16 protein-coding genes are annotated in these 16097 nt (G+C 58.9%); 7 read left to right on the plus strand and 9 right to left on the minus strand.

Features of this window, described 5'->3' with window-relative positions:
- Positions 1-62: 62 nt before the first annotated feature.
- Entirely contained in the window at positions 63-1700 is a 1638-nt protein-coding gene (locus tag PHAMO_RS06325; RefSeq protein ID WP_002727549.1) for an acyl-CoA synthetase, read from the minus strand.
- Positions 1701-1861: 161 nt separating this feature from the next.
- Between PHAMO_RS06325 and mamU the strand changes: the two genes are divergently transcribed.
- The 3 genes from mamU to PHAMO_RS06340 are packed head-to-tail and all read left to right on the plus strand — an operon-like array spanning position 1862 to position 5513.
- The gene (gene mamU, locus PHAMO_RS06330; protein WP_002727550.1) at positions 1862-2770 is read left to right on the plus strand and encodes a lipid kinase MamU; all 909 of its coding nucleotides are present in this window, start codon (positions 1862-1864) and stop codon (positions 2768-2770) included.
- Positions 2767-3540: a metallophosphoesterase family protein gene (locus PHAMO_RS06335; RefSeq protein ID WP_002727551.1), complete on the plus strand. Its 774-nt coding sequence runs from the start codon at positions 2767-2769 to the stop codon at positions 3538-3540. The genes mamU and PHAMO_RS06335 overlap by 4 nt, the downstream gene beginning before the upstream one ends.
- Complete coding sequence (locus PHAMO_RS06340; protein WP_002727552.1) at positions 3537-5513, plus strand: O-linked N-acetylglucosamine transferase, SPINDLY family protein; 1977 nt, start codon at positions 3537-3539, stop codon at positions 5511-5513. Before PHAMO_RS06335 ends, PHAMO_RS06340 begins: the two co-directional genes overlap by 4 nt.
- Positions 5514-5548: 35 nt before the next feature.
- On the opposite strand, the gene PHAMO_RS06345 is transcribed toward PHAMO_RS06340, so the two are convergent.
- The 5 genes from PHAMO_RS06345 to PHAMO_RS06365 form a co-directional block, all read right to left on the minus strand.
- Entirely contained in the window at positions 5549-6370 is an 822-nt protein-coding gene (locus PHAMO_RS06345; RefSeq protein WP_002727553.1) for a class I SAM-dependent methyltransferase, read from the minus strand.
- A 25-nt stretch (positions 6371-6395) separates the two neighbouring features.
- Positions 6396-6851, minus strand: a complete 456-nt coding sequence (locus tag PHAMO_RS06350; RefSeq protein ID WP_002727554.1) for a c-type cytochrome — start codon at positions 6849-6851, stop codon at positions 6396-6398.
- 12 nt (positions 6852-6863) lie between these two features.
- The gene (locus PHAMO_RS06355; RefSeq protein ID WP_002727555.1) at positions 6864-7793 is read right to left on the minus strand and encodes an alpha-E domain-containing protein; all 930 of its coding nucleotides are present in this window, start codon (positions 7791-7793) and stop codon (positions 6864-6866) included.
- Complete coding sequence (locus PHAMO_RS06360) at positions 7787-9205, minus strand: circularly permuted type 2 ATP-grasp protein (RefSeq protein ID WP_002727556.1); 1419 nt, start codon at positions 9203-9205, stop codon at positions 7787-7789. Before PHAMO_RS06360 ends, PHAMO_RS06355 begins: the two co-directional genes overlap by 7 nt.
- Positions 9206-9302: 97 nt before the next feature.
- On the minus strand, positions 9303-9665 hold the full coding sequence (locus tag PHAMO_RS06365; protein WP_002727557.1) for a thiol-disulfide oxidoreductase DCC family protein: 363 nt from the start codon (positions 9663-9665) through the stop codon (positions 9303-9305).
- 131 nt (positions 9666-9796) lie between these two features.
- On the opposite strand from PHAMO_RS06365, the gene mazG reads away from it, so the two are divergent.
- The 3 genes from mazG to PHAMO_RS06380 are packed head-to-tail and all read left to right on the plus strand — an operon-like array spanning position 9797 to position 12074.
- Positions 9797-10630 carry a nucleoside triphosphate pyrophosphohydrolase gene (gene mazG / locus PHAMO_RS06370; protein ID WP_002727558.1) on the plus strand — a complete coding sequence of 278 codons (834 nt, stop codon included), beginning with the start codon at positions 9797-9799 and terminating at the stop codon, positions 10628-10630.
- Complete coding sequence (locus tag PHAMO_RS06375) at positions 10620-11267, plus strand: hypothetical protein (RefSeq protein ID WP_155801587.1); 648 nt, start codon at positions 10620-10622, stop codon at positions 11265-11267. The genes mazG and PHAMO_RS06375 overlap by 11 nt, the downstream gene beginning before the upstream one ends.
- Positions 11268-11291: 24 nt before the next feature.
- Positions 11292-12074, plus strand: coding sequence for an SDR family NAD(P)-dependent oxidoreductase (locus tag PHAMO_RS06380; protein ID WP_002727562.1), 783 nt, complete (start codon positions 11292-11294; stop codon positions 12072-12074).
- Positions 12075-12086: 12 nt separating this feature from the next.
- On the opposite strand, the gene PHAMO_RS06385 is transcribed toward PHAMO_RS06380, so the two are convergent.
- Positions 12087-12635: a DNA-3-methyladenine glycosylase I gene (locus tag PHAMO_RS06385; protein ID WP_002727564.1), complete on the minus strand. Its 549-nt coding sequence runs from the start codon at positions 12633-12635 to the stop codon at positions 12087-12089.
- A gap of 24 nt (positions 12636-12659) precedes the next feature.
- Positions 12660-13064: a methylmalonyl-CoA epimerase gene (gene mce / locus PHAMO_RS06390; RefSeq protein WP_002727565.1), complete on the minus strand. Its 405-nt coding sequence runs from the start codon at positions 13062-13064 to the stop codon at positions 12660-12662.
- A 170-nt stretch (positions 13065-13234) separates the two neighbouring features.
- On the opposite strand from mce, the gene PHAMO_RS06395 reads away from it, so the two are divergent.
- Positions 13235-15604 (plus strand): penicillin acylase family protein, encoded by a 2370-nt coding sequence (locus tag PHAMO_RS06395; protein WP_002727567.1) that lies wholly within the window; start codon positions 13235-13237, stop codon positions 15602-15604.
- Here PHAMO_RS06395 and PHAMO_RS06400 read toward each other — a convergent pair.
- Positions 15601-16086, minus strand: coding sequence for a flavin reductase family protein (locus PHAMO_RS06400; RefSeq protein ID WP_002727569.1), 486 nt, complete (start codon positions 16084-16086; stop codon positions 15601-15603). The genes PHAMO_RS06395 and PHAMO_RS06400 overlap by 4 nt on opposite strands.
- Between the last annotated feature and the right edge of the window lie 11 nt (positions 16087-16097).

Genomic DNA, 16097 nt, shown 5'->3' on the forward strand with positions numbered 1-16097 from the left:
TATGTCATCCGGCACGCCCCCTCCATTAATCTATGGAGGGGGCACGTATAGAGTGAAAACCCTTAGGCGATCATCTTCTTAGCCATTTCACGCAGAACGTACTTCTGTACCTTGCCAGTCGATGTTTTAGGTAACGCCGTAAAGATTATCGTCCGGGGGCATTTGTAGTGAGCAAGCTTCGTGCGGGTGAAGGCGATGATTTCGTCCTCCGTCACCGGCGCCGCCCCCTCCTTCAAGCCGATGAAAGCGCACGGAGTTTCGCCCCATCTCTCGTCAGGACGAGCAACGACGGCAGCTTCTGCCACAGCGGGATGCTGGTACAGTACGCTTTCGACCTCAATCGTCGAAATATTTTCTCCGCCAGATATAATAATATCTTTAGATCTGTCCTTCAATTCTATGTATCCATCGGGATGCCAAACTCCCAGATCTCCGGTATGAAACCACCCTCCGGAAAATGCTTCGGCAGTCGCGACCGGATTCTTGAAGTAGCCTTTCATCACCACATTGCCGCGAAAGAACACTTCGCCCATTGTGTTCCCATCCTGAGGCACAGGCTCCAGACTTAACGGATCGGCAATCATCACCGCTTCCTGGTTGACGTAGCGCACGCCCTGCCGCGCCTTTTTCCTGGCCCGTTCCTCTTGCGGCAAATCGTTCCATTCGTCGTGCCAAGCGCAGACAGTCACCGGGCCATAAACCTCGGTCAGGCCATAGACGTGAGTGATACGAAACCCCTGCCCTTCCAACCGCTCGATCACGGCGGCAGGCGGCGGCGCGGCGGCAGTCATGAACGCAACTTCGTGCGGCAGCGGTCTGCGTTCTTTTTCCGGGGTATTGGTCAACATCCCCATCACAATCGGAGCGCCGCACATATGGGTAACCTTGTGCGTCTCTATCGCGGCAAAGATCGCCCGCCCCTCGATCCGACGCAGGCAGACATGGGTGCCAGCCAGGGCCGTGATGGTCCACGGGAAACACCAGCCATTGCAATGGAACATCGGCAAGGTCCACAGATAAACTGGATGTCCACTCATTCCCCAGGTAACGGCATTCCCCAACGCGTTGATATAGGCGCCGCGATGGTGATAGACGACGCCCTTCGGGTTGCCGGTGGTTCCTGAAGTGTAATTAAGCGCAATTGCTTCCCACTCGTCTGTCGGCCAGCGCCAGACATAAGCCGGATCGCCCGAGGACAGGAACGTCTCGTAATCGCATACACCGATCAGGGTGCCGCTCGCTGTATCTGGATCGTTGATGTCGATCACCAGAGGCGGTGCTTTCAGCAGAGACAACGCCTTGGTGATCACCGGAGAAAACTCGCGGTCGGTCAGCAGAACCTTGGCTCCGCCGTGTTCCAACATGAAAGCGATCGCCTCTGCGTCAAGGCGGATGTTCAAAGCGCATAGGACTGCCCCCAGCATCGGAACACCGAAAGTTGCCTCGAATGCCGCCGGGATGTTGGGGGCCATCACAGCAACGGTATCGCCGACACCGACGCCCCGCTGGGCCAGAGCCGAGGCCAGCCTGCGGCAACGGTCATAGGTTTGACGCCAAGTGAAGCGGCGCTGATCGTGGATTACCGATATACGGTCGGGGAAAACCGAAGCGGCCCGCTCGAGAAAGCCTAGTGGGGAGAGAGGAACGAAATTGGCGGGATTTTTGTCGAGACCGACGTTGTAAGGATTTTGGTCCGTCATTTTCGCTTCCCCTATTCATTGATTGGAGGTGTATTCCCCTCCGATTAAGACGAAGATTGAGGCTCGCCTCGAACTTTTTCAACCATCATCTTGACCTACCCCCTTCCTGGCGAGAGAAACCCTCTTGACAGCAAGGGCCGCTCGGGCTGCATGTCGCGGATATGCGTCTTGCTCTCGTCATCAACCGCTCCGCTGGTGGCTTCCGCCGTTTTCCTCCCGCCGCTACCGTTGCGGCGATCCGCGATGCGTTCATCGAGAATGGGCATCAGGTCGAACTCAGAATGATCGGCCGTCACGACCTGCCCGCATGCTTCGCCGCGCTGTCCTGTCGGAACGATCTTGACGCCGTGGTGGTCGGCGGTGGCGACGGCACCATCCTTTCTGCTGTCAGCAACGGGGTTGGGTACCACCTTCCCCTCGGGATTCTACCACTTGGCACCCTTAACCTGTTCGCTCGCGATGTCGGGCTCCCACTCGACCCGATCTTAGCCGCCCACGCTATCGCCCACGCAGGAACGGCCAGGATCGATCTTGCGGAAGTCGATGGACGGCCCTTTGCGATCTGGGCGTCATTCGGAATGCATCCTTGGATCGTCCGTCGCCGCGACCACCTCCAGCGCCGCCATTTGCGTAAGATGACAGCGATGGCTCTGGCCGCCTTGCGTGGATTTTTCCGTTTCCCTCAGGTCGATGTCACCCTGACGCTGGATCAAACCGAAACGCGCACGGTACGAACGCCGATGCTGTTTATCAGTAACAACACGTGGCGAGACGAACCGCCGCCGTTGTCTCGGCAAACGCTCGACACAGGTCGACTGGAAATTCACATCGCTACCTGTTCCGGGCGGCTGTCGTTGCTGTGGCTGGCGCTTGAGACGATGATGGGACATTGGCGAACCAGTCGACACCTCCAGACATTTTCCGCCAGCGAAGTGCTGATTGCCAGCCCCCAACGACGGTTAATGGTGTCACTCGACGGTGAGGTCGCGGTGATGTCAACGCCATTACTGTTCCGGGTCAGGCATCGGGTCTTGAAGGTGCTGATACCTGGACGAGAGGTCAAAGAGTGAGAACCGTCGCCCATTTGTCCGACTTGCATTTCGGCCGCACCGATCCACGGTTGGTTGGTGCACTTCTGGCCGATCTAGATCGGACTCAGCCTGATCTGGTGGCTATTTCCGGGGATTTGACACAGCGGGCCAGATCAAACCAGTTTGCCGAGGCGCGCGCTTTTCTCGACCGCCTGACTCCGCCAGTGGTCTTAGTGCCGGGCAATCATGATTTATCGCCGCTCTATCGCCCTCTTAACCGACTTCTACGCCCTCGGGACAAGTTCAACCGTCACCTTCCCCGCCACACGTTTCCCTCGGTATGGCGAGACCAGTCCCTAATCGCGATCGGACTTGATTCTACCCGTCCGTTACGCTGGAAATCGGGAGCGCTGACTGATACCCACCTTGACGAACTCGATCGCTTGCTGGCGAATATCGCCCCCGATGTGGCTCGTATGGTGTTCCTTCATCACCCGCCTGCCGCTGCAAGCGGGGGGCATCCTTATGAAGCCCTGATCGCGCATGGAATCGATGTCGTTCTAAGCGGGCACGCCCATCACACCCGAGTTGAACCGATTATCGCCCCGACCGGCGGCGCGTTGGTTCTGGTCCAAGCCAGCACGGCTTGTTCGACCCGCCTGCGCGGCGAGTCCAATGGCTATTGCCTCATCCGGCTCGACCGCCATCTGATCGAGGTAACGGTTCAGGGCTGGAACGGAGATCATTTCCACCCCATGCGCCACCATAGATTCATTAAGCAAGGGGCCGACTGGCGGAGACATCCATGATCGATCTTCAGCGCGATATGGCCAAGGCAGCGGCCTTAGCCCAAGCCGGCAAGACCAAACCGGCCATCGCCTTGCTGGAACGTGTTGTGACGGCGGCTCCAACGGCTTTGGCTGCTCGCTACTCTCTCGCGCTAACTCTGCTGACAACCGGTCGCTATGCCGAGGCATTGCCGCATCTCGACCGTATTCTGGAGGTCGAGCCAAAAAATCCGGCGGCACTTTATAGCAAAGCGCGGGGACTGATGGCACTCGACCGCGCCGAAGAAGCGTTGCCGCTGCTGCGACCACTGGCTGAGGCCGGCGATCCTGATAGCCTGCTCGCGACCGGCAATGCGTTCCGCAGCCTCAATCGGATTGCCGAGGCAGCCGAAGCCTATCGAACCTTAACCCAACGTGCGCCCGGACACCTTGGCGGTCATGTCAACCTTGGTTTGCTTCTGGTTGCGACCGCGCCGGAAGCTGCCATTCCGGCATTGGAGCACTCGGTTCGCATCCATCCGGGCATCGCCGAACTGCACGCATTGCTGGGGCAAGCCCTACTACGGCAAGGCCGATATGATGAGGCAGCCGAACGTCTGAACTTGGCACTGAAGATCGACCCTAATCTGCAACCGGCCAAAGGACACCTGTTGCGGGCCTGCCGCGAAACCGCCGATTGGGATCAGGAAGAAGCACTGTTCGCCGAGATTCGCGCAGGGCTGTCAGCTCCATCGTCGGCACGGTTGACGATCTCAACCCAGGACGCGCTGTTCTATCCTTTCGACGGAAACGAACTGCGTAAGATCGCCGCTGCTGAGGCCGCCTTCCGCGTTCCCGGCCGCCCCCGTCCCGTGGCAAGACCACGCACCACCACCACCTCGCCACCGCTGACTGTCGCCTATCTGTCACCGGATTTCCGCGAACACGCCACCATGCATCTAGCGGGAGATCTGTTCGGTCATCATGACCGTGCCCGCGTCAGGGTCGTCGCAGCCTCGGTTGGGCCGGATGACGGCTCGGACTGGCGCCGCCGAATTGCCGCCGACTGCGATCTATTCCTCGACCTCTCTACCCTGGGTGATCGTGCCGCTGCCAATCGCTTAGCAGCCGAGGGAGTTAACATCCTGGTTGACATGTCGGTCTATACCCGACACGCCCGCCCCGGCATCGCCGCCTTGCGTCCGGCACCAGTACAGATCGCCTGGTTGGGGCTTGCCGCAAGTTCATCCGCGCCTTGGATCGACTACGCCATCGTTGATCCGGTTCTGGTCCCTCCCCCTCACCGCAACCATTTCTCCGAAGCGTTGATCTTTCTTCCCCACGGATATCAGGCGAATTTAGCGTGGAAGCCTTTGATCGCGCCGCCACCAAGATCAGAATTGGGTCTCCCCGATGACGGCGTCGTGTTCTGTTCCTTCAATGGTCACCGCAAGCTCGACCGCGCTACCTTCTCACTCTGGATGAGAGTCCTGGCGGCTGTGCCAGGATCGGTTCTGTGGCAGTTGGCTCCGCCCCCTATTGCCCGAACCCGGTTGGAGCAGGCCGCCATCGCCGCAGGGATCGCACCTGAGCGGCTGATTTGGGCTCCTCGCCTGCCCTGGGACGAGCATCTGAAGCGACTTCCTGCCGCTGATCTGTTCCTCGATGCCTTGGTCTGCGGCGCGCATACCACCGCTGCCGATGCCTTACGGATGGGGGTGCCACTGCTCACCTGTGCCGGTCCCCGACTGGCTTCGCGAGTCGCCGCCTCGCTACTCGAATCGATCGGATTGCCCGAATTGATCACCCCCTCTCCCGAGGGGATGTTCAATATGGCGCGGGAGCTTGCTCTGGCCCCTGCCCGTCGTGCTGCTCTCCGTGCCAGATTGGCAACGCTATTGCCGCAGGCAGCAGCGTTCGATCCCAGAGGGTTCGCTAGAGATCTTGAAACGGCATACGAACAGGTGTGGATGCGCGCGTCCGCTGGTAAACCGGTCAGGGATATCGGTGGTTGAGTGTTCTGGCGAAAAATAACTATAAAAACAATTCTCTAACGTCGCCTCTTCACACTCAGCCAGAAGGAATTGCTGGGGGCGGGAAAGGCATTGGTGCCAATCGCATCCCACACGGGAGCCAAATGCGCCGACAGACGTGGATCTTGAGCCGCGAAGAAACACGGCAAAATCGGCTCTAACCAGGAAGCCTCGCCCAGCAACAATGCCGCCAGCAGATATTGCTCGTTATACATCAGCCCTTCCGCCTGGGGCGGATAGTCATAGGGCAGATAAATATCGTGAACATGGACGATCACGCCGGGTGTCAATTCTGGTAAAACATCAAGAAACAGGGTTGTGACGTCGGAATTTTCGAGGCTGCGGTGTGAGCTGTCGATGAACAGAATATCGCCAGGTTTGAGCTGGGAAAACAGAGCCGGATCGACCGTTTCGGCCGGAGCGCGGATAATCTTGTCGCATAAAGTATCAATTTCGGCACGAGGCTGAGGGTCGATCGAAACTATCTTGGTTCTGAGGTTACGCTCCGTGATAACGTGGCGCGCAAATTTAGTTGAGTTACCAGAACCTATTTCAATTAGGAGACGCGGGTTGTGACGAACCAGCATTCCGCTCAACGCTACGGCATCAAGCGACGTGAACCAGGGGTTGAACCAGCGTGGTTCAGGCGATTCGTCCGGCGCCTCGCGCTGGATCGTGGTGAATAGGGAGCGCAGATCAGTCAACGCCTCAAGCCTGCGGGCATAGCCAGAGCGTCCACGCTCAAGGATCGCTGTCAACCGGGGATGCGTCGGTGTCCCAAAGCCCCAGCGGGGGCGACATTCATAGCTATATTGTCCGATTCTGACCGTAGCGGCCACGCTTTATCACTCCCCCGTTAAACGGTTATCGTGCCGAAATTGCGGCCTGACGGGCACGAATTTCGGACGGCCAACTCGATTCGATGAACGCAATCACGTCACGGATCTCGGCATCGGTGAGAACGCCGACAAAAGACGGCATTGAGCTTTTGTAATCAGGTGGGACGAAACGCGCCATCCCGTGCTTGGTCACGGCAAATAAATAATCGTTTGGATGATGCCAACTATGACCGGTGACGTCATGAGGCGGAGCAGGCAACTCGCCGTTGGGCTTGCGGCGTTGCCAATTGGGTTCTCCCTGCAATTGGGCACCGTGACATCGGGCGCAGTGATCGGCATAGAGAGACGCGCCCCGCGCCACCTGAACAGCATCGTCAGGGTCGATAAGCTGAACAGCCCCACGATGGTATCCCCATCCCCCCACAATTCCGACCAAGACGATTCCGGCGACAACAGCCGCGATAACGTGACGCCTGCGCATCGACACAAACCCTTAGCTCAACAGAAAATCCTTATGAATCTGATCGGCCAAGGCATTATTGGTATCGATAAAATCATCAATGAATGGCCCCAGACCGTGCGCCAACAGGTGATCGATTCTTCCGTAATGAATTTGAGCATGAGCTGCGCCGGCCAGACGGGTACATTCGGCCGAGGGACTGAGACGCTCAAGAATATCGCGGACCTGATTGAGACAGCTGTGAAGGGAACGCGGTAACGCCGCCCGCATCACTAAGAGATCGACCGCTCGCAACGGAGTGATATCACCACCATGAACCGTGCGGAAGGCGCGGAAGGCACTGACCGAACGTAACACTGCCGCCCAATGTAGTTGATCGTCGGCGTCAATCACGGTCTGACCGGGGACGACGCCGGTAGCGCGGACACCGAGCAAGCGGGCGGTATTGTCAGCCCGTTCGAGGAACGTACCGAGACGGATGAAGTAATCGGCCTCGTCTCGCAACATGGTGCCATAGGTGATGCCGCGGAATTGGTGCGAACGCTCGCGCACCCATTCGCAAAAGGCAATCAGCCCCTGTTCACGCAGACGGGGGCCGTCCAATCCTCGCGCCTCCAACCAAGTGCCGTTCAGCGATTCCCAGGTTTCTACCGGAATGACGCTGCGGACGGCGTGGGCATTCTCACGCGCGGCGCGCAGCGAGGAATAAATCGAGGACGGGTTGGTCGGATCGAGGACGGCATACTCGATCACCGACACCGCCGACCGTTCGCCGTGGCGGGCGGCGAAGTCGTCTTCACCACCGGCGATCGTCAGAACCGGCTGCCAACAGGCGGCGCGGTCACGGGTCGATGGCACCGACAAAGACAATCGGTTGGCGACTTCGACGAAGCGAGTGATATTCTCCGCCCGCTCCATATATCGGCTCATCCAGTAGAGATGATCGGCGGTGCGGCTCAGCATGGGTCATTCTCCAGCACCCAAGTATCCTTGGTTCCACCACCCTGCGATGAATTGACCACCAGCGATCCTTCACGCAAAGCCACCCGTGTCAACCCGCCGGGAACCAGGGTCGCGGTGTCTCCCATCAGGACATAGGGACGCAGATCGACATGGCGGGGCGCAATCCCCTTGTCGACCAGGGTCGGCACCGTCGATAGAGACAAAGTAGGCTGGGCAATATAATTGGCGGGATTAGCAAGAATGCGGGCACGGAATGCCTCGATCTCCGCCTTGGTTGATGTCGGACCGACCAGCATGCCGTAACCGCCCGCCCCCTGCACTTCCTTGACCACCAATTCAGGCAGCCGTTCCAGCACATATTGACGTTCGTCCTCCAGCTCCAGACGCCAGGTCGGAACATTGGACAGGATCGGCTCCTCGCCCAAATAGAACCGAACCATATCAGGAACATGGATATAGGTTGCTTTATCATCGGCAACGCCGGTGCCGATGGCGTTGGCCAACGTAACTCCGCCAGCACGATAGGCTTCCAGAAGCCCCCGCACTCCCAGCGTCGAACTCGGGTTGAACGCATCAGGATCCAGGTAATCGTCGTCGATACGACGATAAATCACATCCACCCGCTTCGGCCCCTGGGTGGTGCGCATATAGACCCGTTTATCCTCGACAAACAGGTCGCGCCCTTCGACCAGCTCGACTCCCATTTGCTCGGACAGAAAGGCATGCTCGAAATAGGCGCTGTTGTAATAGCCCGGCGTCATCACCACCACGGTGGGCTCGCCAGTACAGGCGACCGGAGCCACCGCACGCAGGTTACGCAGAAGCTGATCGGGATAGGAATCGACCGCCGCGACGCTGTAGCGGGTGAACAGATCGGGGAACAGTCGCATCATCATGGCCCGGTTCTCCAGCATATAGGAGACCCCGGACGGCGAACGAAGGTTGTCTTCAAGCACAAAGAACTCGTCTTCGCCGGTGCGAACCACGTCGATTCCCGCGATATGGATGTAGACGTCGCGGGCGACCTTCAGCCCCTTCATCTCGGGCCGGTACAGTCCGTTACCAAACACTCGTTCTGCCGGAATCACCCCCGCCTTGATGATATCCTGGTCGTGGTAGAGATCCTTGAGAAAGGCATTGAGAGCCCTCACCCTCTGGCAACAACCATCAGACAACCGCTTCCATTCCCGTGCGGCAAGGATGCGGGGGATCGGGTCAAACGGAATTAGCCGCTCAGTTCCTTCCTGATCTCCATAAACGGCGAAAGTGATCCCAAGACGTCGGAACAGGGCGTCGGCCTGTTCGTTCTTGCGAGGCAACAGATCGGGTGGCATCGACAACAGCCAATCCTCGTAGGTCCGGAAGGCAGGGCGTACCCCACCGTCGGCCGACTTCATCTCGTCGAACGCCATCTTCCCCCGGTCCTCCCGTGTCGCCTGTATCGAACTGTTGAGACTTTAGCCTCTGCTCAATTCCCAGGCAACAACCCAACCGGCTTGGTTTTCGGGCTTACCGTCCCTTCCGCCACAACGGACGTACCCGCAGAAAGACGCGGTACCCCACTTCAAGAATAAACCGTGAAGGTGGTAACGCGGCCAGACGAGCGGCTAGCCCGAGACCGGGCACCCGCGCCCACAGGGCGATGAAGGCATCGACTCCCGACAGAACCTGACCAGACGCATCACGAAGATGGAACACACCCAACGCCTGAGTGCGGTCGAGTCCCTCCCCCAGTTCATCAGCGGAACAAGACGAGACATCGACCCAGCGCACCGCCTCCTCCGGGGTTAAGCGGCGATAGGCCTCGATCTCACGAGAACAAACTGGGCAGGCACCATCATAATAGACGCTCACGGGAGAGGATTCGGTCATCGGAGCATTCCTTCGAACAGCGGTTACAACAGCTTATACGGTCGCGGCCGGTCGCTGGATCACTCTCGTCCTTGCCTGCAAGCGTCAGGGTGCTACGATCCCGTCCTACCCCTGGCGGAGCCCCCCCTATCATGGACGAAAATTACGTGCCTCCTGCCCTGACGCGGCCAATCGACCGGCTGCTGGGTGTCATGGCGCGGCTGCGCGATCCTGAACGCGGATGTTCCTGGGACCGTGCCCAAAATTGGGCGACCATCGCTCCATTCACCATTGAGGAAGCCTACGAAGTTGCCGACGCCATTGCCCGCAATGACAGCGAGGCGGTGAAGGAAGAGTTGGGTGACCTGCTGTTTCAGGTGGTGTTCCAGACCCGTATCGGCGAAGAAAAAGGACATTTCGACTTCGAAACAGTGGCGGAAGCCGCCGCAGAAAAGATGATACGTCGTCACCCTCACCTGTTCGCCGGACACGACGCACCTGATCCCGTTGCCCATCTTGAAGCTTGGGAAGAGATCAAAGCGCGAGAACGGGCCGATGCGGGCGGGGATGGTGTTCTCGACGGTATCGCCCGTGCCCTCCCCCCGATGACCCGCGCCTTAAAGCTACAGAAAAGAGCCGCTCGGGTTGGCTTCGACTGGGACGAACCCCAGGCGATTCTCGACAAACTGGCGGAGGAAGCCGAAGAAGTTGCGGTTGAGATCCGGGCCGGTTCGTTACACGACCGGGTCGAGGATGAAATTGGCGACCTGCTGTTCGTTTGCGTTAATCTTGCCCGCAAACTGTCCGTCGATCCGGAACGGGCGCTGGGGCGGGCCAACGACAAATTTGAACGTCGATTTCGCTACATTGAAAACGCTTTGCGCGGCGAAGGGCGTTCGCCTGCCCTCGCATCGCTCGACGAAATGGAAGCGTTGTGGCAGGCTGCAAAACGGTTAGAGCCAAGCGGAGGTGGCCGTGACGGCTGAGTGGACCAAACGGCTGGCGGTCTTGGCTGCCTTGTTCCTGCTGTCGTCGTGCTACATCCCTGACAAGTTCCGGGCCGAGCTGCGGCTGTCCCGCTATGGCGATTTTGCCATCAGCTACAAGGGCGATTTGCTGTGGGCGCCGATCCTTGACGATTACCGCAAGGGCAAAGTCGACCCCAAGGACGAAGCCGAGAGAATCGAGAACATCCGCAAGGATTTGGTCCGCGACATCGCTTTTCGTAAAATCGAGTCGCGGGGGCGCGGCCGGTTCGCTGTTGAATACGAACGGGCCGGACGGCTTGGGAATGTCCAGTTGACCGCCTTGATCCGGCGCGATGCCCGTATGCTGGCGCTACGTTCGCTTGAGAACGGCGCGGTCATCGTTGCCGCCAACGGAATAAAGCCCTCCGATGCTCAGATTCTCGCCGAACTCGGCCTGACGATGGAGGGCGAGTTCCGCATCACCACTGACGCCAATGTTGTCGAGAACAATGCGACAGAGGTCCGTCAGTTCGGCACCAATCGGGTCTATGTCTGGAAGATCGATAATCCGTTGTCGCCGATGCCGCATCTGGTGATGTTGCGCGATCCCGATCCGCTCCGTCCGCTACCCCCCCGGCCGTCGGAACAGAAATAACACAGGGAAAAGCGAGAGGTCGCGATGAACACAACCTGGACCGACCGTACTGTGATGATTACCGGGGCCACCGCTGGATTTGGCGTCGCCATCGCCCGCCGCTTTGCGGCTGCGGGCGCACGGCTGGTGATCTGTGGAAGACGGGTCGAACGACTTGTGACCCTGACGGAGGAACTAGGAACGCCCATCCATGCCGCGCCGCTCGACGTTCGTGACCGCGCCGCAATCGCCACCTTTGTCGCGAATCTGCCGCCCGACTTCGCCGCCATCGACGTCCTCGTCAACAATGCAGGGCTTGCCCTAGGACTTGAGCCAGCCTACGACACCGATCCCGACGATTGGGATACGATGATCGACACCAACCTGAAAGGGCTGGTTCAGGTCACCCGTGCCATTCTGCCCGGAATGGTCGAACGCGATCGCGGCCACATCGTCAATATTGGCTCAATTGCTGGGAATTACCCCTATCCAGGCGGTAATGTCTATGGGGCAACCAAGGCGGCGGTAAAGCAATTTTCCGCTAATTTGCTGGCCGATCTGGTCAAGACCCGGTTGCGCGTCACCAATATCGAACCGGGCCTATGCGGTGGGTCGGAATTCTCCAACGTTCGCTTCCATGGCGATTCCGAGAAGGCCGCCAAAGTCTATGATGGCACCACACCACTGACCTCGGAAGATGTTGCCGAAGCGGTGTTCTGGGCTGTTTCGGCTCCGGCTCACGTTAATATCAGCCGGATAGAAATGATGCCGTCCTGTCAAGCCACCGCCGGAATGGCGGTGCACAGGAGAACCAACGAATCTTCATAAAATATTATAAATTCAAACACTTGATCCCGCCTTTCGCCATGGCGGATCAAGATCCAGAATCCGCACGAATGCGGGGCAGTCCGTGCGATGAGCACCGGGAAGAATGCCGATGCTCATCAGAAACTCTCCCACCACTTCGCCCCCAGTGAAAGCGAAAGTCTGGCGGAACAGCTTGACCCAGGCGTCTTTGTCGCGGGGGTGATGGCGATTGATCCAGGCGGCAAACGATCCTTCGGCGTCGCGGATCGACAAGATGCGGCGGGCATTGCCGATCACAGCTTCAATCTTACGTCGATTGCGGATGATCTCGGCATTGACCATAAGACGCTCGATATCCGCCTCGTCGTAAACAGCGACGATGGCTGGATCGAAACCATCGAATGCTGTCACCAGCGCCGGGCGTTTTTTCAGAACGATCAGCCAGGACAGCCCTGCCTGGAAAATCTCCAGGCACAGACGCTCGAACAAAGCCCGGTCATCCTGGATTGGAACGCCATATTCGTGGTCGTGGTAGGGACCGTGGAACGGGTGGCCGGGGGCGATATCACAATACCAATTCATCGCCCCCTCCCCGGTCTGGTTCGATCAAGCCTGTTCGAGTTCGACCAAGGTGCCGCAGAAATCCTTTGGATGAAGGAACAGGACCGGCTTATCGTGCGCACCGATCTTCGGCTCTCCATCACCCAGAACCCGAGCGCCGGTCGCCTTTAACTGGTCGCGGGCAGCCAGGATATCGGCCACCTCATAACAGATATGATGGATACCGCCATTCGGGTTTTTGGCCAGGAACCCGGCAATCGGCGACGCCTCACCCAAGGGATGAACCAGCTCGATCTTTGTGTTGGGCAGAGTAACGAACACCACGACGACGCCATGCGCCGGCTGGGGAACCGGTTCGGAAACAACCGCACCCAGCGTGTCGCGGTAAAGAGCGGTTGCGGCGGCAAGGTCCGGAACGGCAATGGCAACGTGGTTCAGTTTTCCGATCATCGTGGTCTCGATCCTGTTCGGTCCGGGCGTTTCTGCCCAGTTCCCTATAGCACGCCAAACCGTTACCGCCAAAGCGCAAGCCGTGCTTTCGCTTTACAGGCTCAGGCTGTTGGCGTTACCACTTTAAGGTCGGCAGCGACATCCGCCGCAAAGAAAGTGGGGAATCGATCGTGACGGAGGAGAAAGCTGCAACCAAAAGCCATCGTTCCACACGACGTCGCTGGACCATTATCGCCGTCAATGCGGTGGCTCTGACCGGCTTGCTGGGAGGGGCGACGGTCTGGCTGGCTTTGATGAGTCCTCTGCCTCGCCAAACAGGTCGGATCGAGCTGTCTGGATTGAGCGAGCCCGTTACTATCGCCCGAAATGATCGCGGGGTGCCACGCATCCAAGCCGCCAACCGTGAGGATTCTTGGTTTGCCCTCGGTTGGGTCCATGCCCAGGATCGGATGTGGCAAATGGAGACAATGCGCCGCCTCGGTTCAGGGCGGATCTCCGAGGCGGTGGGAGCAACGGGTCTGGTCAGTGATCGTTTCATGCGGACGTTGGGGTTGCGGCAACAGGCCGAACGCTCTCTTTCCCGCCTGGACGAACCAACCCGCGCCGCCCTGACCGCCTATGCCAACGGTGTCAACGCCTGGCTGACATCGCCCGAAACTCGTCTACCGCTTGAATATACCCTGTTAGGGGTTCGTCCCGAACCATGGAGTCCGGTCGATTCGTTGCTATGGCAGAAGCTGATGGCGCTGCAACTAGCAGGAAATTGGCCCGATGACATTCTGCGGGCAAGACTGGCTCGGCGGATCGATTCCAAACGAATTCCCGATCTGTTTCCAACCGGATCGCCCGAATCCACCCAAGGATTGTCTGATGCCAACTGGCGCGCCCTAAGCGCCGTGATTCCGGCGGCGGTGCGCCCTGCCCCCGCCTCGAACATTTGGATCGTCTCAGGCACCCGCAGCGCCAGCGGCAAGCCAATCTTATCCAACGACCCCCACCTCCCCTTCACCGCCCCATCCTACTGGTATCTGGCCGAAATCGAGGCACCAGGCATGTCCCTGGCGGGAGCGACGTCACCCGGCCTGCCTTTCCATGTTATCGGCCATAACGATCGGATCGCCTGGGGATTCACTTCGGCCGAAGCCGACACCGTTGACCTTTTTATCGAAAAGACGGACGGCGACAACGCCTACCGCACCCCCGAGGGAAGTCGTCCCTTCACCGTGCGCGAGGAGGTCATCAAGGTTAAAGACAGCCCTGATATAACCTTGCGAGTTCGCGAAACGCGTCACGGTCCGGTCATCTCCGATCTGATCGCGGGTGATCTGGCCGGGCCAAGCGATGTCGTGGCCTTTGCTTCGACCGCACTTAGCGACTCCGACACCGGGGTTCAGACTCTAATGCGGATGAACTTCGCGCGAGACTGGCCCGGATTCGCTGCGGTATTGCGCGATGTCCAGGCTCCGGCTTTGAATGTTGGCTATGCCGATGTCAGCGGCACGATTGCACTCACGACGGTCGGACGAATCCCAATCCGGCGGTCGGGTAACGGGCTGACACCCGCGCGGGGCTGGACCGGATCGGGCGATTGGACGGGATGGATTCCGCCCGGCAAACTACCGCAAACGGTTAATCCGCGCTCTGGCATCCTTATCAATGCCAACAACCGCCCGACACCAGACAAATACCCGTATTTGATCGCTGCGCTTTGGCCCGAAACGTATCGGGCCGAACGATTGCGAGAGATTCTGGAGACACGGAAGGGAATGACCATCGCCGACATGGTGGCGATTCAGGGGGATATCGTGTCCCTTCAAGCCGTCGAGGTGAAGGATCTGTTGACTGGGGTAGAACCTGCCTCGGAGCGAGGACGCGAAGCGGTACGGCTGATTGCCGACTGGACTGGAGAGGTTTCAGGCGACCGCCCCGAGCCTCTGCTTCTCGCCACCTGGGTCGCTAATCTGACCCGCGCCGTCTTCGCCGACGAATTGGGTGAATTGTATGATCCACAATCACCTCCATCACCACAGGCGTTGATCGGCGCGTTCACCAAGCGACGCTATTGGTGCGACGACTTTTCAACCCCCGCAGCGGAAAGCTGCGAGGAACTGATCGAACGTAGTCTGAACCAATCGCTGACAGATCTCTCTGCCGATTGGGGACATGACATGAGCCGGTGGCGGTGGGGCGATGCTCATCGGGCCCGCTTCACGAATCCTGTACTGGGACAAGTGCCTCTACTGCGACGGTGGGCAAACCTAGAAACACCGACCAACGGCGATAACGCCACTCTGTCGCGCGGTAGCTACCGTATCGAGGGCAAGAATTTCCCACACGTTCATGGACCGAGCCTACGGACGGTATTCGACCTTTCTGCCCTTGACGACAGCCGTTATCTGATCGTCCCCGGCCAGTCGGGACATCCAATGTCGCCTCATTATGGAGATCAGCTGAAGGATTGGAGCGACAACCGCTCTTTCCGGCTAGAGCACGGAGAGGATTGGGTATTAACCCTTGTGCCGCGCCCGACCGCCCCCTAGGGTAAGGGGAAGTCTAGATAGCCGCCACCCTGGTAGATTAGTGGACGGGCGCCGTCACGTGATAGAATAGTCTGCACTTCACCGATGAAAATCAGGTGGTCACCGCCTTCGATGGTGCGAGTCAACACACACTCCAGCACCGTCAAAGCGCCCGGCAAAGCCGGTGATCCATCGGACAGGGATTCCCACGCCAGATCGCGCCAGCGCGCATCGACCGGACCAGCAAACCGGGCCGAGATATCGCGCTGATCGTCAGCCAGAATGTTGACGGCAAAGCGTCCTGCCGCCTCGATCGCGGAAACGCACGATCCAGTCCGACCAAGACAGAACAACACCAAAGGCGGATCGAGAGACAGAGAAGAAAAAGCGCTGACAGTCACCCCGACCGGCGAATCGGTCTCAGGATCAATTGCCGTAATGACTGTCACGCCAGAGGCAAAGCTACCAAGCGCTTTGCGAAACGAGCGGGAATCGAGGGACATGTCATTAACCT

This window comes from Magnetospirillum molischianum DSM 120, from assembly GCF_000294655.1.
GTDB lineage: Bacteria > Pseudomonadota > Alphaproteobacteria > Rhodospirillales > Magnetospirillaceae > Phaeospirillum > Phaeospirillum molischianum.

What these genes read in the sequence shown, in the direction of transcription:
- PHAMO_RS06325 (WP_002727549.1), bottom strand. Translation starts at nt 1,700, where the DNA reads ATGACGGACCAAAATCCTTACAACGTCGGTCTCGACAAAAATCCCGCC.
- mamU (WP_002727550.1), top strand. Translation starts at nt 1,862, where the DNA reads ATGCGTCTTGCTCTCGTCATCAACCGCTCCGCTGGTGGCTTCCGCCGT.
- PHAMO_RS06340 (WP_002727552.1), top strand. Translation starts at nt 3,537, where the DNA reads ATGATCGATCTTCAGCGCGATATGGCCAAGGCAGCGGCCTTAGCCCAA.
- PHAMO_RS06350 (WP_002727554.1), bottom strand. Translation starts at nt 6,851, where the DNA reads ATGCGCAGGCGTCACGTTATCGCGGCTGTTGTCGCCGGAATCGTCTTG.
- PHAMO_RS06355 (WP_002727555.1), bottom strand. Translation starts at nt 7,793, where the DNA reads ATGCTGAGCCGCACCGCCGATCATCTCTACTGGATGAGCCGATATATG.
- PHAMO_RS06360 (WP_002727556.1), bottom strand. Translation starts at nt 9,205, where the DNA reads ATGGCGTTCGACGAGATGAAGTCGGCCGACGGTGGGGTACGCCCTGCC.
- PHAMO_RS06365 (WP_002727557.1), bottom strand. Translation starts at nt 9,665, where the DNA reads ATGACCGAATCCTCTCCCGTGAGCGTCTATTATGATGGTGCCTGCCCA.
- mazG (WP_002727558.1), top strand. Translation starts at nt 9,797, where the DNA reads ATGGACGAAAATTACGTGCCTCCTGCCCTGACGCGGCCAATCGACCGG.
- PHAMO_RS06380 (WP_002727562.1), top strand. Translation starts at nt 11,292, where the DNA reads ATGAACACAACCTGGACCGACCGTACTGTGATGATTACCGGGGCCACC.
- PHAMO_RS06385 (WP_002727564.1), bottom strand. Translation starts at nt 12,635, where the DNA reads ATGAATTGGTATTGTGATATCGCCCCCGGCCACCCGTTCCACGGTCCC.
- mce (WP_002727565.1), bottom strand. Translation starts at nt 13,064, where the DNA reads ATGATCGGAAAACTGAACCACGTTGCCATTGCCGTTCCGGACCTTGCC.
- PHAMO_RS06400 (WP_002727569.1), bottom strand. Translation starts at nt 16,086, where the DNA reads ATGTCCCTCGATTCCCGCTCGTTTCGCAAAGCGCTTGGTAGCTTTGCC.